Source organism: Caballeronia sp. LZ033 (assembly GCF_031451265.1).
Taxonomy (GTDB): Bacteria; Pseudomonadota; Gammaproteobacteria; order Burkholderiales; family Burkholderiaceae; genus Caballeronia.
The window spans coordinates 546,257-567,233 of record NZ_JARUXQ010000003.1 but is presented as its reverse complement, the minus strand read 5'-3'; the positions used below and the strand labels follow the sequence as shown (position 1 = coordinate 567,233).

Genomic DNA, 20,977 nt, shown 5'->3' with positions numbered 1-20,977 from the left:
TTTGCTATCTTTAAGCATCATTGCGCACGTTTGAAACCCATCATTTACATCAATCGATGAGCAAGCGTCCCACACTTCAGTCAGTGGCCGAAGCGGCCGGCGTGAGTCCGGCAACCGTCGATCGCGTGTTCAACGGGCGTCTGAGCGTCCGCGATGGCACCGCGCTACGCGTCATCGAAGCCGCCGAACGCATCGGCTATCACGGCGCCGGATTGATGCGGGAGCGCTTGCGCGCGCAGCGCGGCGAACGCCGCGAGCGCCACACACTGGGCTTCTGTCTTCAGAAACGCGCTGATCCGTTCTATCAGAGCTTTGCGCGCATCCTCACCGACGCCGCCGCGCGACACGAACCTGAGGACTGCAAGGCCGTCATCGAATACATGGACGAACTCGATCCGGCTTCGATCGCCCGCACGCTGCTTGCACTGGGCGATAGCGCGGACGCGCTCGGTGTCGTGGCTGTCGATCATCCGCATGTGACAGCCGCGATCGAAACCCTGCACGCGCAAGGCAAGCCCACGGTTACGCTGTTATCGGACTTGAGCGCGCCATTGCGCGCCGGCTACATCGGCGTCGATCCGCGCAAGAGCGGACGCACCGCCGCATGGGCCGTGAGCCGGCTGGCTCATCGCAACGAAGGGACGGTGGGCGTGTTCGTCGGCACACCGCGTTATCTGGGACAGGAAAGCTGCGAGATCAGTTTTCGTTCCTATCTGCGCGAACATGCACCAGGATTGCGCGTGCTGGACACGCAGATCAACCTCGAAGACAAGCAACTCGCCTACGAAGCTACCCTGGCGATGCTCGCGCGCCATGCCGATCTCGCCGGCCTTTACATTCCCGGCGGCGGTGTGGGCGGCGTGATTCGCGCGCTGCGTGAAGAGGCTTCGGAGCGACGCATCGTCACCGTGTGCAGCGATCTGATGCCGGACCGCTACGAAGCGCTTGTGGAAGGCGTCATCGATCTGGTGATCGACACGCCGCTGCAACGCATTGCCGAAACAGCCGTGCAGGCCATGTTACGCGCCTTGCAGGCACTCCCCGGCGAGTCCGCACTGGCGAGTCAGTATCCGTTGCCCGCGCAGCTCTACACGCCGGAGAACGTCTGAGAAGGCGGCTAAGCTTGCACTCATTCTGCGCGCCTAACCTGCTTCGTGAGTTCCCACACGATCAAGGAGACGCTCATGAAAATGCCTCTTGCGGCCCTGCTGGCCGTCGCCATGGCAGTGCCCGCGCTCACTTATGCGCAAACCGAAACGCCCGCCTCGTCAGGCTTGCTGCACGATGGCCCTTTGCATCAATCAAAAGTCATCTATGCTGTTACGCAGCACATGCATGAACCGGGCTCCGGTGTCAGCCCTCGTCAGGACGCATGGCTGACCCAGCCTTCAGAGCAAGCACTCGGACAGTCGCTCTACAAGCATCGTTGAAACCTGGATTTCATTCATTTTCCTTTCATTGCAGCCATTCAGATCAAGAAGCCGAAGCAGACATGCAGTGGCATTACGCTTGCTAAAGCCTCTCGACTGCTTCTGCTGTAACGAACTGCATGGTTGTCCAGCCCGCATCACATCTGGACGTGATCAGCATATTTTTCAGCGTCCTGCGGCGCGATCGGAGTTGTCATGAAAAATATGCCTGCGCTTGCTATACGTGCTTGCAAAATGAAACGGTTTGTCACTAATCAGAGGGTTTGATGTCACTCCCATGTGGCGGACCGCACGGAGCAGGCAAACTTGAGCCCGGAGCATAGTAAGGGTTATCACTGAAGTGACACCGCAAGATTCAGGAAGGGTAACGGATGCACGCGCAATGCAATAAGTACGCGTAGTGCGTGAACGATTTCGTATTGTTGTCTTCAAAGAGGCAGGACTTCGATGACTGGTTTGACCAGTCGCGCAATCTGGTCTTTTTTGAGCGGCTAACATGCAGGCCACGCAATCAGCCTGATCTGTCAGGGAGTTCCGCATAGAACAGGCACGGTAACTCGGTGACAGCGGGAATGGCGTCAGTGAAGTGAAAAAACGCTGGGGAACCCGCCCCTTACAACGTGCTGTATGGCGTTGGCTCGATTGACATGTGCGTCACGCCGGGGCTTCCGGGGCCGGCCGAATGACGCGACATGCACCAACAATAAGCGTCGACAGACCGATCATGCGGCTTGCTTGTCGCAAGTCCTGCGTGACTGGCTGCGCCGCATCGGCATTCCGAATGGCTCTCCCCGCCGTTACACGGTGAACGAGCCCGCCGTTACTGACAGACCACTGCATGACTCGCCGTGTGGCGCGTTGGGCGGAGCATTTTTCGCATTGGCGCGAAAGGCTCTGTTTCGCCACACGTCGCGTATTGACGAGGCTCCTTGCACACGATGCAAGGAGACATAGCCCAATCATCGACGGAGAGCGTCATATATGCCGTTTGAGAGTGACTCCTTGCGAGACACGACCCCGCTGCTCAGCATCGTCGTCGCGGCTTACAACATCGAGGGTTACATCGAGGAAGCGCTCGAGTCCCTCCTGAGCCAGCCGTACATCGATGCGATGAAGATCATTGTGGTGGATGACGGTTCTCGCGACCAGACCTATGCCGCAGCACGCGCGATTGTCGAGCGCGACCGCGGCGTGCATATCGAACTCGTGCATCAGGAGAACGGCGGCCTGAGTGCGGCGCGCAATACCGGCCTCAAGTCGGTGCGCACGCCCTATGTCGGCTTTCTCGATGGCGACGACGTCTTTCTCAAGGGCTTCGGCGAGTCGATCATCCCGGTGCTGGCCGAGAACAAGTGGGATATCGTCGAATACAACGTCAAGATCATCGACGACGAAGGCCGCGAACTCGACGAGATCAATATCGTCGATGGCGACACGCGCGGCGGCGCGCCCATGGACCGGGCCGCGCTGCAGCACTTCGCCGACGACTTCCACACCTTCGTGTGGGCGCGGGTCTATCGCACCTCCCTGTTCGACGAAGCGCCGTTCCCTGTCGGACGTCATTACGAGGATGCGGCCGTGGTGCCCTCCACGTATCTCCGCGCGAGCAGCCTGTATCGCGTCCCGACGCCGCTCATCGGTTATCGCCGGCGCTTCGGCAGCATCACGCAATGCGCCTCGCTGAACGATGTCGAGGATCTCCATCTCAATGGCCGCGAAGCGCTCGCGCGTTGCAACGGCGGCGAGATGGACGATTACTGGCTCACTGTGTTCGACAAGCTGTTCCATCGCGCCTGCCATGTGTGCGCGCGCGTGGATCGCGCATCGTTCAAGCAGGCCTCCGAGACGCTGTCGGCAATGGCGGTCGATCACCGCAAGACGCGCACGACGCTCGCCGAACGCAGCGGCCGCGAAGTCGTCGAGCTCAAGCCTTTCGATCTGAACGTGCGCGCGGATCGTTCGATCCACTTCCTTAAAGGGCTCGTGAAGAAGGTCTTGCGGCGCAGTCTCGATCATCATCAGCGCGAGCGGCGTTCGAGCGCCTCGAACCAGTTCAGCGGATGAGCGCGCCAGCGTGCGGGCGAGTGGCATCGATTGCGCTTCCTTCGCCCGCACGCTGACTCGCCTGTCAGCACGTGCTTCTGGCGCGCCCGGCTTACAGACCTTTCGGCGATTCGCGATAAACTGCCGGGATGGAAAAATGTCCCTACTGTGAGCGAATCCGTGACGAATGGGATTGTCACGGGCAGGAGTGCCGCACCCATATCGCGCGCGCGTTGCGCAGACAACGCATGGGTCTGCCCATGGTGCCGAAGGTCATTCGCAACGAAATTCCGCCGGGCGCCAGCACGGGTGAAGTCATCGCCCAGCTGTCGCGCCAACGCCTGCGCGCACGCCGCGCCAATGAAGAACGCCGGGCACGCAAGGCCGAGGACGAACTCGACCTCTGACGGATTCGCACGCGCCTAATCCCGTTCGCCACTCTCTGCAAGCGGTCCTTCCCCACGCCACGCGCGCCGCGAGTCGCGCATCTTCGTCAACGCCATGCGCGCAACCTTGAGCCACCCATACGGCCGCGGATCGGCGACCATGCTGAGCGCACGGGCATAGTCGAGCGCGAGACCGGGCGTCCACGCCATCGTCACGGCGCGCTTGCGGATCTGCGCGGCGACCCACAACTCCGGCGTCAGAATCATGCGAACCAGCGCGCCCCAGCCGGCATGCGTGCCATACAGGCGCCCCGCCGCTCCTTCCAGCGCAGCGTCCAATGCACGCGCGACACTGCTCGAACAATTGCGGTGCGTGAGGTTATACGTCGTGTCCTGCCGATAGTTGCGCCAGAAACTATCGAGCCGCGCAGGGTCGTAGTTGCGAATACGCACGCGCACCGTCGACGGACACCATGCTTTCGATTCGAACTCATAGCTCGGCTGGAACGTGCCGGGCACGTCATTCTCACGCGTGGCACGCAACAGGCGCGCGAAGTCGTCCGGCGAGCGGTCGATCTCCACCGCCGGATACAGGCTCACATAAAGCCCGCCAGGCGCTTCGAGCGCCGCATGTCCCGTCGAGATGACGCCGTTGCGGTCCACCGCCGCGATGTAGCGGTCCACAACCGGATGCCACTGTGTCTCCGCCTTCGACGATCCCACTGGCGTCCACACATGCACGGTGAGCGCGGGCTCGTCATCGGCGGGCGGGCCGTCCCATTCACGCGCAGGCTGTAGAGGACGCGCGACCTCTGCCTCGTGTAATGCGGGATTGCCCGTCAACCTGCGGACGCGGGTCGCGATCAGGATCAGATTGATCCCTGCGAAGATGAAGAATGCCCCGACGCAATAGGGCACGGTCCCTTTGTAGTGCGTCGGATAGGGTTGCAGCATGAAGACGCCGAGCAGGATCTCGAAGAACGCAAACCCGAGCGCCACGCGAAAGCGCCGGTAGCGCACGACGAGCGCGGACGTCGCCTGAAGCAGTCCATCGAAGACGAAGGCCACGCCGATCAGCATCGACAGAATGACGTGGCCATGATGATTGCCTTCGAAAATCAGCGCGGCCGTGAGCAGGAAGACGATACCCTTCGCATGACGCAGCCTGCGCTGTCCGCCGACGCCTGCCCATGCCACCGCCAGCGAAAGCACGCTCTCGATCAGCAACAGCCAGCCCACGAGCTCGATGGGAAAACCCAGCGCGCCGTCGAGCGCATCGATGAACACGCCGATGCCGACCATGAGCAACAGCCAGCCGATCGCCATCAGGCTGCGCCAGCGATTGCGCAGATAGTCCACGCCCAGCAGGATCATCATCAGCTTGACCATCGTTCTTCCTTTTGAACGGGGACGACTCATGCGCATTCATCGTTCATGTTAGTGCAGATCGCGCGCTGCACCGCATCATGATCCGGCGCCTGCCGTGAGACGAGCCATGCCATACTGGCGCCGCGACCCACGCGACGGAGACGCCATGTTCGACCAGTGCCAATGGATCAACGAGCCCGCGCAATGGAAGCTCGACGGCGATACGCTCCATGTCACCACCGACGCCAGCACCGATTTCTGGCGCAAGACGCATTACGGCTTCGTACGCGACAACGGCCATGTGTTCGGCGCAACCGTCGAAGGCGACTTTACCGCTGAAGTAACGGTCGAAGGCGCGTTTTCCGCGCTCTATGACCAGGCGGGCCTCATGGTGCGCGCAAGCGCCGAGCGCTGGGTCAAGGCGGGCGCCGAGTACAACGACGGCGCCCTCACCTTCAGCACGGTCCTGACCGACGGTCTCTCCGACTGGTCGCTCGGCGCGCGTGCCGACGCAAACCGCTTCCGCTTGCGCATCACGGTGCTGGAGAACGTGCTGAAGGTGCAATGCAGCGCGGACGAGAAGCACTGGATCCTGATGCGTCTCGCGCCCTTTCCAGCACACTCGGGCTCGGGGTGGCACGTCGGACCCATGTGTTGCACGCCCGAGCGCGGCGGTCTCGAGGTCCGGTTCTCGGACTTCAAAGTAGGACCGCCCGTCGTCAAGGGTCTGCACGACGTCGCGATATAGACCCTGCGGCCGGCTCGGTAAAAACACTCATTTGCGCCTTCGCACGACACTTTCTACTATTCTGAAACGTTTCAGAATACGGACGGTCAACGCGCCTTGGACTCAAGAAAGAAGATCACCAGCACGCTCAAGGATGTCGCCAACGCGGCCGGCGTTTCGCTCGGCACCGCGTCGAAGGTCATGGCGGGCGCCGACGGCGTCAGCGACGCGCGCCGCCAGCAGGTCTGGGAGGCGGCCCGCCAGCTTGGCTACCGGCGCAACAGCCTGGCGGCGGAACTGCGCAGCAACCGCTCGACGTCCATCGGCTTCGTCGTGCCGGACCTCACCAACTCGTTCTTCATCGAACTATTGTGTGTTGTCGAGGACCACGCGCTGGCGAGCGGCTATCGCCTGTTGCTCGCGCATGCGCAGGAAGATCCCGAGCGCGAGGCGGAGCGCATCCGCTTCGTGCTGTCACGGCAAGTGGCCGGCATGATCATCATTCCCTGCCACGGCTATGCCCACGCGATCGACGAGCTGCGTGAATGCGATGTCCCGCTCGTCATGGCCGACCGCGTGGACGACAGCTTCCCCGCCAACACCGTCACCACCGACAGCCGGCGCGCCGCCCGCGACGGCACCGAACATCTGATCGCGCTCGGCCACAAGCGCATTACGTTCATCGTCAACGCGCTCGATCTGGTCAACAGCCGCGAGCGCGCGGACGGCTATCTCGCGGCGATGAAGCGCGCGGGCCTCACGCGTCATGCGCGCATCGTCGTCTGCGGCATGACCGATACCGAGAGCCATACGGTCACGCTCGGCCTGCTGGCGGAACGCGAGCGCCCCACTGCGTTGTTCACGGGCGCGAACGTGGCGACGCTCGGCGCGCTGCGTGCCATCCGCGACGCCGAGCTGCGCCTGCCTGAGGATATCTCGCTGCTCTCGTTCGACGACGCGCCATGGATGTCCGTGCTGCATCCCCGTATCAGCTCGATTCATCAGCCGGTTGAAGCGGTGGGCGGAGCGATCTGGCAACTGCTGCACAAGCAGTTGCAGGGCGAAGCCGCGGAGCCGGTGCATTTGCGCATGCGGGCGGACTTGCGCGTGCGGGAGAGCACCGCGCCGCCTCGCAGATCAACGGAGAAGGAAGACAGCGCGGAGACCCAGCCGGCGCACCAGAACGCCGGGCGCGGCCGCAGGCGGGCGACGCTCGCCGATCATTAGCGGCGCACTATAACGTTTTATTTTTCGGCGTTAAAAAACCACGCACAAGCTGGCCAACCCATCAGGAGAGACGCAATGGACAGCAAACGACGCATCATCACCGCGAGTCTCATCGCCGTGCCGCTGGCCGGGACAGTGGGATCGCTCGCGGCGCTCACCTCGCAGCCCGCGTTCGCACAGCAAAAGAAATATCGCTTCGGGTTCTCGCAGGTCACGACCGTCGAACCCTGGCGCGTGCAGTTCAACAAGGACATGAAGGCCGAGGCCGCGAAGCATCCTGAGGTCGAGCTCATCATCGCCGACGCAGGCGATCGCACTGACAAGCAGAACGCCGACATGGAGAACTTCATCGCGCAGAAGATGGATGCCATCTTCATCTCGCCGAAGGAGTCGGCCGGGCTCACCGGCGTCGTGGAAAAGGCCTTCAAGGCAGGCATTCCCGTGTTCGTGCTCGACCGCGAAGTGAACGGCGAGCAGTTCACGCAGTTCATCGGCGGCGACAACGTGCAGATCGGCGAGGAAGCGGGCAACTTCATCGTCAAGCTGATGGGTGGGCCGGGCAAGGCGCAAGGCAGTCTCGTCGAGATCTGGGGCGGCTTCGGCGCACAGCCCGCTCACGACCGTCACGACGGCGCAGACAAGGCGCTCGCCAAGGAGAAAGGCGTCAAGCGCGTGGGCGAACGGGTGGATTGCGACTGGAAGCAGGACAAGGCCTATGACTACATGAAGACCGTCCTGCGGGTGCAGCCGAAGATCGACGTGGTCTACGCGCACAATGATCCGATGGCCTATGGCGCCTATCTCGCCGCGAAGGATGCGGGCCGCGAGAAGAGCATCAAGTTCGTGGGCATCGACGGCCTGCCGCAGGAAGGCGCGACGTGGGTCGAACAGGGTCTGCTCGCCGGCACTTTCATGTATCCCACGCCGGGCGCCGAAGGCATCCGCGAGTCACTCAAGGTCCTGCACGGCGACAAGGTGCCGAAGAAAGTAACGCTGCCGACCCAGGGCATCTTCGCCGATAACGCCAAGCAGTACATCGCGAGCCACTGAACGAGCGGACACGCGTCATGGCAACCGTCACTGCGCCGCTCGTCGAGGCCGCGGGCCTGTCGATATCGTTCAACGGCAGTCCCGCGCTCGCGGGCGTCGACTTCGACATCGCCGCGGGCGAGATTCATGCGCTCGTCGGCGAGAACGGCGCGGGCAAGTCGAGCCTGATGAAGATACTGGGCGGCCTGTATGCGCCCGATTCAGGCAGCATCCGTGTGCGCGGCGAGGCCACGCGCATGTCGAGCGTCAACGACGCCGCGCGCGCCGGCATCGCGACCATTCATCAGGAGTTGAATCTCGTCGATACGCTGTCCGCCGTTGATAACATCTTCCTCGGCAAGGAGATGCGCACGCGCATGGGCTTCCCCGACCGCCGCGCGATGCGCGCCGCCGCCATGAACGTGCTCACGCAACTGGGCTTTCGCCTTGCGCCGGAGACGCTCGTCGGCACGCTGCGCGTCGGCGAGAAGCAACTCGTGGAGATCGCCAAGGCGCTGCTCGCCGACGCGCGCGTCCTCATCATGGACGAACCCACCTCCGCTCTTTCGGACACGGAAACGCGCGCGCTGCTCGGCCTGACCCGCGCGTTGCGGGAGCGCGGCATGGGTATCGTGCTGATCAGTCATCGCCTGAGCGAAGTCTTCGCGGTCGCGGACCGCGTGACCGTGTTGCGCGATGGGCGGCGCATCGCAACGCTGCCGATGCGGCATGTGGAGTCCTCCCAGGCGCTCGTTTCGATGATGATCGGAAAGGACTTCGCGCCGCCCGAGCGCACTGAAGCTGAAGCGCCTCAGGCGCGCCCGCTTGCGGTCGAAGTGCGCGATCTCACGCTTGGCGGCGCAGCACGCGCGCCGGTGGCCGAGGTCTCGTTCGCCGTGCAGCAGGGCGAGGTCTTCGGCATCTCGGGACTGCTCGGTGCGGGCAAGACCGAGATACTCGAAGCGATCTTCGGTGTGTCGCCTTATCGGCGCACCGGCGAGATTCGCATTGCCGGCCAGCCGCGCGCGATCGACTCGCCGGATCGCGCGGCCGCCGCCGGACTCGCGTTTGTCACGGAGGACCGCAAGAAAGACGGCCTCGTGCTCGATCACTCGCTCGAAGCGAATCTGCTGTTGCCCTCGCTATCGCGCGCGCCAGGCTTTCCGCTGTATCGGCGCGCACGCATGCATGCATGGGCCGCATCGCAGGCGCGCGCGTCGAACGTCAAGCATCGCAGTCTCGCGCAGGTCGCCAGCACGTTATCGGGCGGCAACCAGCAGAAGCTCATCATCGGCAAGTGGCTGATGACCCGGCCGCGCATCCTGCTGCTCGATGAACCGACGCGCGGCGTGGACGTGGCCGCCAAGGCCGAGATCTACCGGCAAGTGCTGGCGGCCGCGCGCGGCGGCGTGACGGTGATCGTCGCGAGCTCGGAGATCGACGAGCTGATGTTGCTGTGCGACCGCATCCTCGTGATGTGTGAAGGACGCGCGCGCGGCGTGCTGAAACGCGAGCAGTTTTCAGGCGACGTGCTCATCAGGATGGCATCGCCCTGAATCAAGCCGGGCGAAGACACGGAGGCATTCATCATGCTGCATGCGCAGGATCAACTCGCCGAGCCCGCGGCCAGCGCCCGCCAGCGACATCTGAGCACCTTCCTCACGACGCTCAAGTACTACCTGGGGCTCATCGTGTTGCTGGTGGTCGGCGCACTTACGTCGCCGCATGCCGCCGACGGCGCCAACATCTTCCTGTCGAGCGCCAATATCTCGGACGTGTTCCGTCAGGTGGCGAACGTCGGCGTGATCTCCATCGGCATGACGCTTGTCATCATCACGGCGGGCATCGATCTCTCGGTGGGCGCGATCATGGGCCTCGGCAGCGTGCTCACCGCCATGCTGCTCACCACCGACGGCTGGAATCGCGCGACCCACGCATCCCTCGTGCTGGTGGCGATAGCGGTGTTCGTCATCGTCTTCACCGTGTCCGGCATCGCACGCGGCATTTTGAATACAAGAAACCTGAAGACCGCGCGACGGCCCGCGAGCGTGCTGCCGCAGGCAGGCATCGCGCTCGTCCCGGCGTTGCTGGCCTGCGCCGGCATCGCGTTGCATGGCGCGCATCGCATGCCGCTTCTCGCGGTCATGGGCATCGTGCCGCTCGCGGGCTTCACGGTCGGCGCGCTCAACGGCTGGATCATCACCCGCGGACGCATGCAGCCCTTCATCGTCACACTGGCCGCAATGGTCGGCGTGCTCGGCGCGGCACGCCTGATTGCCGGCCAGGACACGGCGGTCTATTCGATCTACAGCGGCACCAACGCCACCACGGACATCGAGGCCTTGCGCGCCCTGCTCTTCAACGTGGTGCCGGTGCCCGCGCTGTTCTTCCTGGCGATCGCGGTCGTGGTTGGCTTCGTGATGAACCGTACGGTGTTCGGCAAGTACCTGTACGCCATCGGCGGAAACGAGAAGTGCGCGCTGATCTCGGGGCTTTCCGTCGCGCGTCACAAGACGGCCGCGTATGCGCTTTCGGGGCTGCTGTCCGCGCTGGTCGGCGTGCTCTACGCAGCGCAATACCGGCAAGGCAAGGCCGATGCGGGCATGGGCTGGGAACTGGACGCCATTGCCGCCGTGGTGATCGGCGGCACGAGTCTCGCGGGCGGGGTCGGACGTGTGTCGGGCACGGTCGCGGGCGTGCTGATATTCGGCTTCTTGAGCAATATCCTCCTGCTCAACGATATCGACAGCAACACGCAACTGGTGCTCAAGGGGCTCATCATCGTGATTGCGGTATTCCTGCAGCAGACTGACATCGGCAAGCGCGGGCTGCTAAAGCGCTTCACCGGGCGCGGAGGATGAGCCCCCTTCGGCACCCGGTTCCAGAGCGGGACTACGGCCGTGTCCAAAGGGATAACCTGTGCTCTGCATGATGTTTATTTGTTTTTGGCTGGCTGAAAGTCATGGATAATCATATCCACGCCCCTGATTAAAGTCCGAACATAGCGTCTCCGAACTAAACATTCGGGCGGACAAGACTGGCTGCAGCGAGTATGACGATGTAATGTCACGTCTCTTAGCAGAAACGCTTATTTGAAGTTCGCGTTCTGGCGTGGTAAAACTCTCTGCCGCTCGAAATTTCAGAGCGCATCTTCAACCGAATACGTCTCAAAAGGGTTTGGACAAATGGCAACGGGTACTGTTAAGTGGTTCAACGATGCAAAGGGTTTTGGCTTCATTACGCCGGATGACGGTGGCGAAGACCTGTTTGCACATTTCTCCGAAATCCAATCCAAGGGTTTCAAGTCGCTCCAGGAGAACCAGAAGGTGAGCTTCGAAGTCAAGCAAGGCCCCAAGGGCAAGCAAGCTTCGACGATCCAGCCGCTGTAAGTCAGGCGGTTCAGCCTTCAGGCACGAAACGGCCCGCAAGGGCCGTTTTGCATTGGTAACCCAGGAATTGAAATGCCGGCCTTGTGTTCCGGGCTCGTGCGGACTTGCCTCATGCAATGTGCCAGGTTTCCGTTTCGCACGGCACGCGGCGGAATTCCGTAGAATTAATATGATTTTTAGCTTGGCCGCCCCGCGCTTAGGCGAAATTCTTTCTTTCATATACCGTGATTCAGGCAAGCGATCGGAAAAAATGCCGTGCAGGCGTACGGCAAAAAACAAATGCATTGCTCTTCGCCTTGTGGTTTGCCGCTTGCGACGCCCATGCACAGTCATTCGCCCTGAACACGCGCGCCGCGCGCTTTGCTTCCGCTGTCGTGCTCAACGATTTCCATACGGCTCAGGCTGGCGGCGGCTATGTGTTCTCCTACGACAGCCATGAGACCGAGGCAGCGCTTGCAGCGAAGCTCGATCGCTGGTTCTCCGGCAAGGATCCTCACGCGATCACGATGGACCCCGCCGAGAAGCAGGCGCTATTCGGTTTCTACTGGGCCGCGAGCATGATGTCGGCGAACTCGCCATGCTTCGCTGATATCGCCGATCCTGCCTGCCGCGACGACCTCACGCGCTGGATGACGCGTGAAATGGACGACGATCCGCGCTTCATCCGCGATTACGATGCGGCGCGCAGCGCGCTCGGCCTTCCTGGCCTGGCTCCCGGCTCGCATTGAGCGTCGGACCTCGCGTGCTCTTTGCGGGAAACGCACAGCATGTGGGACTTTCGCATCACGCGGAGGGTCATCGCAGAGCCAGGCGATCTTCGCCAGCACGCTTGCCAGCAGGGACAGCACACCGATGGTTTCAAGCAGCGCGGGAATCATGATCGCCTCCGTGCATCGGGACAGGATTTATCGGTGGAACAGCGTCGGCGCGTAGGTCTTCACGAAGAACGCGATCGTGATGTCGGCGCTGACGAGCAAGGTGCCCGCCCGGATCAGTTGCGGCGGCGCGCGCCGGCCGAGCTGTGCGCCGCCGTAGCCGCCGAGCATCGCCGCGAGCAGCATGGCGATGGTTTCGGGCCAGCGAACGGCGTGCGCGGCCGCGAAGGTGAGCACCGCAACCGAATTGGCCGCGCTCACCAGCAGCGTGCGCGGCGCATTGAGGCTCTTCAGATCGCGTGCATCGAGCAGTCCCCAGACGGCCATCATCATGATGCCGACCGCGCCGCCAAAGTAGCCGCCATACACGCCAAGCACGAATTGAATGGACAGCACGGCAGGCGCGCCGATACGCCAGCGGCGCCGCAAGGTTTGGCCGAGCCTGCGCCCGAAGGCAAGCGTGATGCTTGCGCACAGCAGCAACCAGGGCAACACGAAGGAGAAGGTCTTCGACGACGTGGAGAGCAGCAGCGCCGCCCCTGCGAAGCCGCCGATCAACGTCACGACCAGCATCCAGCGGATAGGCACCGAGCCGACTGGCCCGAGCCCGTCGCGATACGCCCAGGCACTCACGACGCCGCCGGGAAACAATGCAACGGTGCTCGAAGCGTTCGCCTGAACCGGTGGCAAGCCGGCGGCGAACATCGCGGGCAGGCTGACAAACGAGCCCCCGCCGGCCAGTGCGTTCATGGCCCCCGCGAGAAAACCTGCGCCGCTGACGAGAAGAATGGATTGCATGCGACAGATGCTATCGGCAGGACTGCACGCTTACAATCTGGCATTTCCAATGTGAGACTTCGGTTCCGCCGAAGCATGCGTCATGCGTTTCGACCTCACCGACATGCGCCTGTTCCTGACCGTCATCGAGCGCGGCAGCATCACGGCGGGCGCGCAGGCCATGCACCTCGCGCTGGCTTCCGCGAGCGAACGCATCGCGGGCATGGAGGCGGCGCTCGGTGCGCCGCTGTTGGAGCGCAACCGGCGCGGGGTGCAGGCAACCGCCGCCGGCGAAGCGTTCGCGCGCCACGCACGCGCCATCCTCGGTCAGGTCGAGCAGATGCGCGGCGAGTTGCGCTCCTTCGCCACCGGCCTCAAAGGCCGCATCAAGCTGCTCTCGAACACCGCCGCGCTCGCCACGCTGCTGCCGCCACGGCTTGCACGCTTCCTCGCCGATTACCCCGATCTCTCCATCGACCTCGATGAACGTCCGAGCGTCGACATCGTGCAGATCATCGCCGAGGGTCGCGCCGATCTCGGCGTCGTCTCCGATACCACGGATCTCGGCATGCTCCAGACGCATCTGATCGCGCAGGATCAACTGGTCGTCGTGGCGCACCGGTCGCATCGCATCGCGGGTGAACGCGCGGTGGCGTTTGCGGAGATCGTCGGAGAAGCGTTCGTCGGACTCTCCGATGCCGCGCTTGAAATGCATCTGGCCGAGCGCGCCTCGCGTATCGGGCGGCAGATCAACTATCGCATCCGCATGCGCAGCGTCGACAATGTCGGCATGCTCGCGGCGGCGGGCATCGGGCTCGTGATCCTGTCGGAGGCATCGGCGCGCATGCTCGAACGGCCGGAGCTCGCCATCGTGCCGCTCTCGGAGCCTTGGGCCACGCGCCGCCTGCACCTGTGCGCGCGCGACTTCGACGCGCTCACACCGCACGCACGCCTGCTCGCCGAGGCGCTCAAGGAAGCGGCCCAACACGCTTGAAGCGTGCCTCACATCCGATGAATCCCCTAGGCAAAACCCTTTCTGTACTGGGCATTCGGCTTGCACGACCCTATATGCTTAAGTGCTTGCCACGCGCTTTAGCGCGTTCATATGCTTGCTCACACGACAAGCGCCAAACAGGAGGCGGTCATGAAGAAAGTTTCCACGCGCGCGCCGCGACGCGCCATGCACATCGCGCTGATCGCCGGCGCGGCCGGGTTGTGCTTTGCATCGGCGGCCAATGCCGACAGCCAGGCCGCGAAGAAGATGGGGCAGATGGGGATCATCAACCAGACGCTGCAGCCCAAGCCACTGCGCTCGAACAACAACGCGTATTCGAACAACGCCAACAGCAATACGACGAATCCCGGCTATAACAACAACTCGACCTACAACCCGAATGCCGCCAATGCGGGCACGGCCAATGGCATGAATGGCGCAAACAGTGCGAATGGCGCCGCCGCGGCGGGCAGAAAGTAAGACTTCGCTCCGGGCTTTAAAAAAGGCCGCCCACGCCGCGGGCGGCCAATCTCCCCTATTCCAGCACGGCTGATCTTTTATACTGGGCTCAAGGTCAAGATGTTCTCGCGCACCGCGCGATTCCCTTCCGCGAGCTCATGAAAAAGATCAAGCCCGGCCTGCTGCTCGAACTCGTTGCCAATCTTCTGCTGCCGTGGCTCGCTTACCGGCTCGCGCTGCCGCATTGGGGCGATGTCGGGGCGCTATATGCATCGGCTGCACCACCGCTCGTCTGGAGTCTCGCCGAGTTCGCACGCACGAGGCGCGTCGACGCGCTCTCCGCACTGGTCCTGTTCGGCATCGCGCTGTCCATCGTGCTGCTCGCACTGGGCGGCAGTCCCCGCATCCTGCTCGTGCGCGAATCGCTCGCCGCGGGCGCCACCGGCATCGTCTTCCTCATCTCGCTCCTGTTCGACCGCCCATTGATCTTTTATCTGGCGCGCGCCACTGTCACGCGCGAACAGGAAAACGGCGCCGAGCGCTTCGAAGCCTATTGGAATGAAAGCGCCGGCCTGCGCAGTTCGCTGCGACTCATGACGCTCGTCTGGGGCATCGGGCTGACGGCCGAAACCGCCTTGCGCTTCTGGTTCGCGTGGACCTGGCCGGTGGAACGCTATCTGGTCGTGTCGCCTGTCGTGAGCTACGCGATGTACGGCGGCCTGCTGGCGTGGACCTTCTGGTTTCGCGCGAGACTCATCGAACGCCAAGGTGAGAGCGGTCCTTCCCGCGACGGTCTACTCGGCTAGGCTTTCGAGCGCTTCGCCACACTGCGCGATATGACGCGCGATCGCTTCGTTGACCTTGTCCGCATGCGTGAGCGGCCCCATGTGCCCGGCATCCGGCACGGTCATGAGTTGCGCGACAGGCATCAGCGTGCTGAGGATCTCCGCGATGAGCCGCGTCGGCGGGGGCGCATGTTCGCCGCGCATCACGAGGGTGGGAATGCGCAGCTTCGCGTAGGCGCTGGGCAGTGTCGGTTCGTGGATCAGCGCGCAAAAGTCGAGCGGCGCCTTCGGCACCCAGCGCGTGAGCATTGACTGCACCGAAGGCCGCAACGCCGAGAACGCGCCCTCTCCGCCCCAGTAATCGACAAAAGCAGTGGCGGCGCCGCGCAGGTCGCCGGCCACGACGCCCTCCGCCGTGCGCGAGGCGATCGCAAGGATCTCGGCGAACTCGCGCGCGCCGTCCGCGCCCATGCCCTTCAGCAAGTTGAAGGCGGAGGGCTCGTACAGCGTGATGCTTGCCACGTCGCGCGGGCGTTCGAGCGCCGCGCGCAACGCCACGCCGCCGCCATACGAATGACCGACCAGATGAACCTGGCCCGGATGACGATCGATGATATCGACCGTGCGGGCCGCTTCGTCGGCCAGTGTGAAGGCACGCTCGCCGCCCCACGGACCGACGCCGTCGCAGCCGTAGTGCTCAGGCGCGAAGAACGCGTGCCGAGGACTCATTGAGGCAAGCGTCTCGCGCAAGGGCCGCCACTGGTTTGCGCCCGAGCCGGAGCAATGCAGGGCGATCACGGAAACAGCGGCTTTATCGTTCTTCGAAGTCGTCGACATGGTGGAGGGCGGATGGATGATGAGGTCAGGCGTCCGTCTGATCGCATGCGCGCATGCGCCGTTCGAGTTCGCCGATGTCGGCGCACGACTCCAGCCAGGCATCGCGCCGGCCGTGTTCGGCGCGGTTGAGCAGCACGCGGACCCAGCAGATCAGATGGGGCAAAAGAATTTCCCTGGACACGTCGATCAGGATTCCCAACATGGTTCGCTCCACTTTCGGCAGCAGGTCATGCGTTTCAATGCCGGCAGAGCGATTCATTCTTTGGTTCACTGATGCTTGGTTCGATCAGGAAGTCGCTGAGGCGGCGGGTGTCGGGATAGCAATGCACCGGCCGTGCCAGTTTCGCGAAATGCTTGTCCAGTAAGGCTTTGGCGCGCGCTGCCACGGAACCGTGTCGGACCTCGGCCAACGCTTTCAAACCTGAAAGTCAGCACGTAGCCAACACGTCCAAGGCCGTGCGCGCTGTGTCTTACACCCATTCAAACTGCGAATGTTCGGGGAAAATTCCCGAAATAAGGGATCAAGCTGTCCCACACGGGTGCCGTAAACAGCCTGAACAGCCGCGCAAAGCCTCGGCCGGCGCGACAGCCGGCCACCTGCGAATGGCGCGATAAGATACGGCAGCCTTAGGTCCTTGCGCCCCGGCCTGCCCCTTGCCACGCTCACTCGGAGATAAACGGCTTGCCCAGCCCCGGTCGTCATTCGCTCACCTCCAGGATGACGGTGTTCATCGTCGCAGTCTGCGTGCTGCTGATCGGCACCGACGTATGGCGCAGTCTCGCCGCCCGTCGCGCCCAGCTCGACGAGATGACCACCGCCACGTCCAACCTCGCGCGCGCAATGGCCCAACACGCCAACGACACCTTCAGGCAAGCCGATGTCACGCTGCTCGGCATGGTGGAACGCGTCGAGGAAGACGGGACTGGCCCGGAGGCGCTGGCGCGCCTGCATCGCTCGCTCGTCTCGCGGGTCGAGCAGTTGCCGCAGTTGAACGGCCTGTTCATCTACGACAAGAACGGCACCTGGATCGTCAACTCGCAGCCGGTGCTGGATCAACGCTTCAACAACTCCGACCGCGAGTATTTCGAATACCACCGCACACACACGGATCAGGGAACGCATATCGGCGTGCCGGTGCAGAGCCGCTCGACCGGAAAATGGATCGTGCCGGTTTCACGCCGCATCGACGCGCCCGATGGCAGCTTCGCGGGCGTCGCGCTGGCGACCATCAACGTCACCTTCTTCTCGAGCTTCTACGAAAGCCTGGACCTTGGCGAGGACGGCGCCGCTGTGCTCGTGCTGAACTCCGGCGCGATGGTCGTACGCCGCCCATTCGAGGACCGCTTCGTCGGCAAGAACGTGATCGACACGACATTGTTCCGCGCGCACCTCGAACAAGGCCGCTCGGGTGTTTTCACGATCAACTCGTCGCAGGACCACATCACGCGCCTCAACAGTTTCCGCGAGTTGCCGGACTATCCGCTGTTCGTCGCGGCGGCGCTGTCGCGTGACGAGATCATCGCGCCGTGGTGGCGCGACACGCTCTGGCATGCCGCCATCACCGGGATGCTGGCACTGGTGCTGGCCCTCTTCGGCTCGAGCCTCGTGCGCCAGATCAACGCACGCACGCGCGTCGAGCAGGAACTGGCCCGCAGCCTCGCGACCACGCGCACTGTGCTCGACACGGCGATCAACCCGATCATTACCGTGGACGAGCGCGGCGCGATCCGCTCCTTCAATTCCGCCGGCGAGCGGGTGTTCGGCTACGCAGCGAGCGAGATCATCGGGCAGAACATCCGCATGCTCGTGCCGCCGCCGCATCTCGACGCGTATAACGAATACATAATGCAATTCAAGGGCGAGTCAGGCGTCGCAACGGCCGAATGCGAGCTGTCCGGATTGCGCAAGGACGGCACTTCGTTCCCGGCGCATGTCTCCACCGGGGCCATGCGCCTTGATGGTGCTTTGCATTTTGTATCTGTGATTACCGATATCTCGCGGCAGAAGAAGGAACGCGGCGAACTCGCCGATGCGCGCGACCAGTTGCTCCTCGCCGCCGACATCGCCGAACTGGGCATCTGGTCGTGGGATCTCGCCACCGACAAGCTGCACTGGAATGCGCGCATGTTCGAGATCTACCAGTACCCGCCGCAACTGCTGGACAACGGCCTGCATTACGAACATTGGCGCCGCCGCATTCATGCCGAGGATGTCGAGGGCGTCGATACCGGCCTGCGCGCCGTGGCCGCGGGCAGTGCCGATGCCCTGCCGCCGTTCCGCATCGTCCTGCCCGACGGCACCACGCGCCGCATCCAGAGTGGCCTGCGGGTGCAACGCGATGCGCACGGCAAGCCCCTGAGCATGACGGGCGTGAATTACGACATCACCGACCAGTACGAACTCGAGTTCCATCTGCGCAACGCGAAGGAACAGGCGGATGCCGCCAGCGCGGCGAAGTCCTCGTTCCTCGCGAACATGAGTCACGAAATTCGCACGCCGATGAACGCAGTCCTCGGCATGCTGCATCTGGTGCAGTCCACCGCGCTCAATCTGAGGCAGCAGGACTACATCGGCAAGGCAGAAATGGCGGCGCGGTCGCTGCTGAACCTGCTCAACGACATCCTCGATTATTCGAAGATCGAAGCAGGCAAGCTGCAACTGGACATTCATCCGTTCGAGCCCGAGAAACTGCTGGAGGAACTGGGCGTCGTGCTTTCGGGTAATCAGGGCGCGAAAGATGTCGAAGTGCTGTTCGATCTCGACCCGGCCGTGCCCGGCGTGCTGGTCGGCGACGGCTTCCGGCTGCAACAGGTGCTCATCAATCTCGCGGGCAACGCGCTCAAGTTCACGTCGAGCGGCGAGATCGTCGTCGGCATGCAGCTTCTCGACAGCTCGCGCGATGCGGCCGGCGAAACGGCGCGCGTGCGCATCTCGGTGAGCGACAGCGGCATCGGCATCAGCGCAGAGCAACTGGAACGCATCTTCGAAGGCTTCACGCAAGCGGAGGCCTCGACCTCGCGGCGCTATGGCGGCTCGGGACTTGGGCTCGTCATCTGCAAGCGCCTTGTCGGCATGATGGGTGGCAGGATCGAAGTGGAAAGCCGTGTCGGCGAAGGCAGCCGCTTCTGGTTCGACATCACGCTGGGTATCGAACGCGCTCCCGTAGCAGTGCCTGATGAGAGTCCGGTCCTCGAACATGGCGCACGTATCCTGATCGCCGACGACAACGCGATCGCGCGCGAGATCCTCTCGCGTACGGTGCGCGCGCTGGGCTGGCAGGCCGACGTGGTCACGAGCGGCATCGAGGCAGTCGAGCGCATCGGCGAGGCCGCGCGCGGACCCGCGCCCTATGACATCGCACTGCTGGACTGGCGCATGCCGGGCCTCGACGGGCTGAACGCCGCCAGGCTCATCGGCACGATGAAGGGCCGCGCTCCAGCGCCGCTGGTGCTGCTCGTGACGGCGTTCGGCCGCGAGACCTTGCGTGAATCGCAGGAGCAAGGCAGCGCGCCTTTCGCCGGGTTCCTCACGAAGCCCGTCACGCCGAAGCAGCTCGTCAACGCGATTCGCGCGGCACTGCCGGGACCGGGCGGCACACGGTCGTCCCATACGCCAGCGCTTGGCGATGCCGCCGGCGCGCGGCGTCTCGCGGGCATGACGCTGCTGGTCGTCGAGGATAACGCGCTCAACCGTCAGGTCGCCGAAGGCCTGCTGCACGCCGAGGGTGCGCACGTGACGCTGGCGGAAGGCGGACGCCAAGGCGTCGAGCGCGTGTGCGCGAGCGACATGCACTTCGACGCCGTGTTGATGGACGTGCAGATGCCCGATCTCGACGGCCTGGAAGCCACGCGGCTGATTCGCGCCGACAGCCGCTTCGCCGCGCTGCCGATCATCGCAATGACCGCCAATGCATCCGGCGCGGATCGCGAGCGTTGCCTGCAAGCGGGCATGAACGATCACGTCGGCAAGCCGATCGACGTGGAGCGGCTCGTTGCCGTGTTGCGCTCGCGGGCACAGGTTGAAACGGCAAGCGAACCGGGCGCAGCATTGACGACGATCGAGGCACGCGGCTCGATCATCGCGCGTTTCGGCGGCAATCTGGATCTGATCCATCAGGTGGCCGGCGACTTCGGCTCGCAAGCCGAAGCGCAACTGGCCCGTTTGGCCGGACGGCTCGCCGATCACGACGCAAACGGCGCCGCCTCGGTGCTGCACGCCATCAAGGGCAGTGCGGGGACAGTGGGCGCCAGCGCGCTCGCGCAGCTTGCGAGCCAGTTCGAAAGCGATCTGCTCCATCGCGATGACGACGACCGCGCGCTTGCTTCCATCCGCGCCGGGCTGCCACGCATGCAGCAACTGCTCGCATCGAGTGTCGATCAACTCACGCACGCATTCGCGCACGCGACCCCGCCGTCACAGGCTCCCGCACAGCCAGATCCGCTCGATGAGCAAGACTGGCGCGAGCGCCTCACGACTATCGTGAACCTGCTCGATGCATCGAACCTGCAGGCCATCGCGCTCTCGGAGAACCTGTCGGCGCTTGCGCCCAGCGGGCAGCGCGACGACTTCGAGCATTTCCTCGCGCGCGTCAGGGCGCTCGACTTCGCGCGTGCGTCGAAGATCGCGCGCGACATGCTGGAGCCGGTCTGA

The 20,977-nt window shown here is 63.6% G+C and carries 19 protein-coding genes; 15 read left to right on the top strand and 4 right to left on the bottom strand.

Going from position 1 to position 20,977, the window contains the following annotated elements; genetic code table 11:
- Positions 1 to 56: 56 nt before the first annotated feature.
- From QCE62_RS23790 to QCE62_RS23775, 4 genes are all read left to right on the top strand, one after another.
- On the top strand, positions 57 to 1,109 hold the full coding sequence (locus QCE62_RS23790) for a LacI family DNA-binding transcriptional regulator (protein ID WP_309923823.1): 1,053 nt from the start codon (positions 57 to 59) through the stop codon (positions 1,107 to 1,109).
- A 75-nt stretch (positions 1,110 to 1,184) separates the two neighbouring features.
- Entirely contained in the window at positions 1,185 to 1,430 is a 246-nt protein-coding gene (locus QCE62_RS23785; RefSeq protein ID WP_309923820.1) for a hypothetical protein, read from the top strand.
- A gap of 1,002 nt (positions 1,431 to 2,432) precedes the next feature.
- Positions 2,433 to 3,494, top strand: coding sequence for a glycosyltransferase family 2 protein (locus QCE62_RS23780; protein ID WP_309923818.1), 1,062 nt, complete (start codon positions 2,433 to 2,435; stop codon positions 3,492 to 3,494).
- Between the two features lie 128 nt (positions 3,495 to 3,622).
- Positions 3,623 to 3,880 carry a hypothetical protein gene (locus QCE62_RS23775; protein ID WP_309816050.1) on the top strand — a complete coding sequence of 86 codons (258 nt, stop codon included), beginning with the start codon at positions 3,623 to 3,625 and terminating at the stop codon, positions 3,878 to 3,880.
- A 15-nt stretch (positions 3,881 to 3,895) separates the two neighbouring features.
- On the opposite strand, the gene QCE62_RS23770 is transcribed toward QCE62_RS23775, so the two are convergent.
- Positions 3,896 to 5,248, bottom strand: coding sequence for a DUF308 domain-containing protein (locus tag QCE62_RS23770; RefSeq protein ID WP_309923817.1), 1,353 nt, complete (start codon positions 5,246 to 5,248; stop codon positions 3,896 to 3,898).
- A 145-nt stretch (positions 5,249 to 5,393) separates the two neighbouring features.
- On the opposite strand from QCE62_RS23770, the gene QCE62_RS23765 reads away from it, so the two are divergent.
- From QCE62_RS23765 to QCE62_RS23735, 7 genes are all read left to right on the top strand, one after another.
- Positions 5,394 to 5,975, top strand: coding sequence for a DUF1349 domain-containing protein (locus QCE62_RS23765; RefSeq protein ID WP_309923815.1), 582 nt, complete (start codon positions 5,394 to 5,396; stop codon positions 5,973 to 5,975).
- Between the two features lie 96 nt (positions 5,976 to 6,071).
- Positions 6,072 to 7,181: a LacI family DNA-binding transcriptional regulator gene (locus tag QCE62_RS23760; RefSeq protein ID WP_309923813.1), complete on the top strand. Its 1,110-nt coding sequence runs from the start codon at positions 6,072 to 6,074 to the stop codon at positions 7,179 to 7,181.
- Positions 7,182 to 7,256: 75 nt separating this feature from the next.
- Positions 7,257 to 8,231 (top strand): substrate-binding domain-containing protein, encoded by a 975-nt coding sequence (locus QCE62_RS23755; protein WP_309923812.1) that lies wholly within the window; start codon positions 7,257 to 7,259, stop codon positions 8,229 to 8,231.
- Between the two features lie 17 nt (positions 8,232 to 8,248).
- A complete protein-coding gene (locus QCE62_RS23750; protein ID WP_309923811.1) occupies positions 8,249 to 9,766 on the top strand; it encodes a sugar ABC transporter ATP-binding protein in 1,518 nt (505 codons plus the stop codon).
- A 33-nt stretch (positions 9,767 to 9,799) separates the two neighbouring features.
- Positions 9,800 to 11,071 carry an ABC transporter permease gene (locus QCE62_RS23745; RefSeq protein ID WP_309923810.1) on the top strand — a complete coding sequence of 424 codons (1,272 nt, stop codon included), beginning with the start codon at positions 9,800 to 9,802 and terminating at the stop codon, positions 11,069 to 11,071.
- A gap of 324 nt (positions 11,072 to 11,395) precedes the next feature.
- On the top strand, positions 11,396 to 11,599 hold the full coding sequence (locus QCE62_RS23740) for a cold-shock protein (RefSeq protein WP_008347993.1): 204 nt from the start codon (positions 11,396 to 11,398) through the stop codon (positions 11,597 to 11,599).
- Between the two features lie 284 nt (positions 11,600 to 11,883).
- Positions 11,884 to 12,327 carry a hypothetical protein gene (locus tag QCE62_RS23735; protein WP_309923808.1) on the top strand — a complete coding sequence of 148 codons (444 nt, stop codon included), beginning with the start codon at positions 11,884 to 11,886 and terminating at the stop codon, positions 12,325 to 12,327.
- 177 nt (positions 12,328 to 12,504) lie between these two features.
- Here the strand turns inward: QCE62_RS23735 and QCE62_RS23730 are convergent, their stop codons facing one another.
- Complete coding sequence (locus QCE62_RS23730) at positions 12,505 to 13,272, bottom strand: sulfite exporter TauE/SafE family protein (protein WP_309923806.1); 768 nt, start codon at positions 13,270 to 13,272, stop codon at positions 12,505 to 12,507.
- Positions 13,273 to 13,354: 82 nt separating this feature from the next.
- Here QCE62_RS23730 and QCE62_RS23725 point away from each other — a divergent pair, with 82 nt between their 5' ends.
- The 3 genes from QCE62_RS23725 to QCE62_RS23715 all read left to right on the top strand — a co-directional run bounded on the left by QCE62_RS23725 (position 13,355) and on the right by QCE62_RS23715 (position 15,510).
- Positions 13,355 to 14,245: a LysR substrate-binding domain-containing protein gene (locus QCE62_RS23725; RefSeq protein WP_309923803.1), complete on the top strand. Its 891-nt coding sequence runs from the start codon at positions 13,355 to 13,357 to the stop codon at positions 14,243 to 14,245.
- A gap of 150 nt (positions 14,246 to 14,395) precedes the next feature.
- A complete protein-coding gene (locus QCE62_RS23720) occupies positions 14,396 to 14,725 on the top strand; it encodes a hypothetical protein (protein WP_309923801.1) in 330 nt (109 codons plus the stop codon).
- A gap of 137 nt (positions 14,726 to 14,862) precedes the next feature.
- A complete protein-coding gene (locus tag QCE62_RS23715) occupies positions 14,863 to 15,510 on the top strand; it encodes a VC0807 family protein (protein ID WP_309923799.1) in 648 nt (215 codons plus the stop codon).
- Here QCE62_RS23715 and QCE62_RS23710 read toward each other — a convergent pair.
- Both QCE62_RS23710 and QCE62_RS23705 read right to left on the bottom strand, forming a co-directional pair.
- Positions 15,499 to 16,326: an alpha/beta hydrolase gene (locus QCE62_RS23710; RefSeq protein WP_309923796.1), complete on the bottom strand. Its 828-nt coding sequence runs from the start codon at positions 16,324 to 16,326 to the stop codon at positions 15,499 to 15,501. The genes QCE62_RS23715 and QCE62_RS23710 overlap by 12 nt on opposite strands.
- A 25-nt stretch (positions 16,327 to 16,351) precedes the next feature.
- A complete protein-coding gene (locus tag QCE62_RS23705) occupies positions 16,352 to 16,528 on the bottom strand; it encodes a DUF3563 family protein (protein WP_309923793.1) in 177 nt (58 codons plus the stop codon).
- A gap of 480 nt (positions 16,529 to 17,008) precedes the next feature.
- Here QCE62_RS23705 and QCE62_RS23700 point away from each other — a divergent pair, with 480 nt between their 5' ends.
- Positions 17,009 to 20,977, top strand: a complete 3,969-nt coding sequence (locus tag QCE62_RS23700; RefSeq protein ID WP_309923789.1) for a response regulator — start codon at positions 17,009 to 17,011, stop codon at positions 20,975 to 20,977.

What these genes read in the sequence shown, in the direction of transcription:
- QCE62_RS23790 (WP_309923823.1), top strand. Translation starts at nt 57, where the DNA reads ATGAGCAAGCGTCCCACACTTCAGTCAGTGGCCGAAGCGGCCGGCGTG.
- QCE62_RS23785 (WP_309923820.1), top strand. Translation starts at nt 1,185, where the DNA reads ATGAAAATGCCTCTTGCGGCCCTGCTGGCCGTCGCCATGGCAGTGCCC.
- QCE62_RS23775 (WP_309816050.1), top strand. Translation starts at nt 3,623, where the DNA reads ATGGAAAAATGTCCCTACTGTGAGCGAATCCGTGACGAATGGGATTGT.
- QCE62_RS23770 (WP_309923817.1), bottom strand. Translation starts at nt 5,248, where the DNA reads ATGGTCAAGCTGATGATGATCCTGCTGGGCGTGGACTATCTGCGCAAT.
- QCE62_RS23765 (WP_309923815.1), top strand. Translation starts at nt 5,394, where the DNA reads ATGTTCGACCAGTGCCAATGGATCAACGAGCCCGCGCAATGGAAGCTC.
- QCE62_RS23755 (WP_309923812.1), top strand. Translation starts at nt 7,257, where the DNA reads ATGGACAGCAAACGACGCATCATCACCGCGAGTCTCATCGCCGTGCCG.
- QCE62_RS23750 (WP_309923811.1), top strand. Translation starts at nt 8,249, where the DNA reads ATGGCAACCGTCACTGCGCCGCTCGTCGAGGCCGCGGGCCTGTCGATA.
- QCE62_RS23745 (WP_309923810.1), top strand. Translation starts at nt 9,800, where the DNA reads ATGCTGCATGCGCAGGATCAACTCGCCGAGCCCGCGGCCAGCGCCCGC.
- QCE62_RS23740 (WP_008347993.1), top strand. Translation starts at nt 11,396, where the DNA reads ATGGCAACGGGTACTGTTAAGTGGTTCAACGATGCAAAGGGTTTTGGC.
- QCE62_RS23730 (WP_309923806.1), bottom strand. Translation starts at nt 13,272, where the DNA reads ATGCAATCCATTCTTCTCGTCAGCGGCGCAGGTTTTCTCGCGGGGGCC.
- QCE62_RS23725 (WP_309923803.1), top strand. Translation starts at nt 13,355, where the DNA reads ATGCGTTTCGACCTCACCGACATGCGCCTGTTCCTGACCGTCATCGAG.
- QCE62_RS23720 (WP_309923801.1), top strand. Translation starts at nt 14,396, where the DNA reads ATGAAGAAAGTTTCCACGCGCGCGCCGCGACGCGCCATGCACATCGCG.
- QCE62_RS23715 (WP_309923799.1), top strand. Translation starts at nt 14,863, where the DNA reads ATGAAAAAGATCAAGCCCGGCCTGCTGCTCGAACTCGTTGCCAATCTT.
- QCE62_RS23710 (WP_309923796.1), bottom strand. Translation starts at nt 16,326, where the DNA reads ATGTCGACGACTTCGAAGAACGATAAAGCCGCTGTTTCCGTGATCGCC.
- QCE62_RS23705 (WP_309923793.1), bottom strand. Translation starts at nt 16,528, where the DNA reads ATGTTGGGAATCCTGATCGACGTGTCCAGGGAAATTCTTTTGCCCCAT.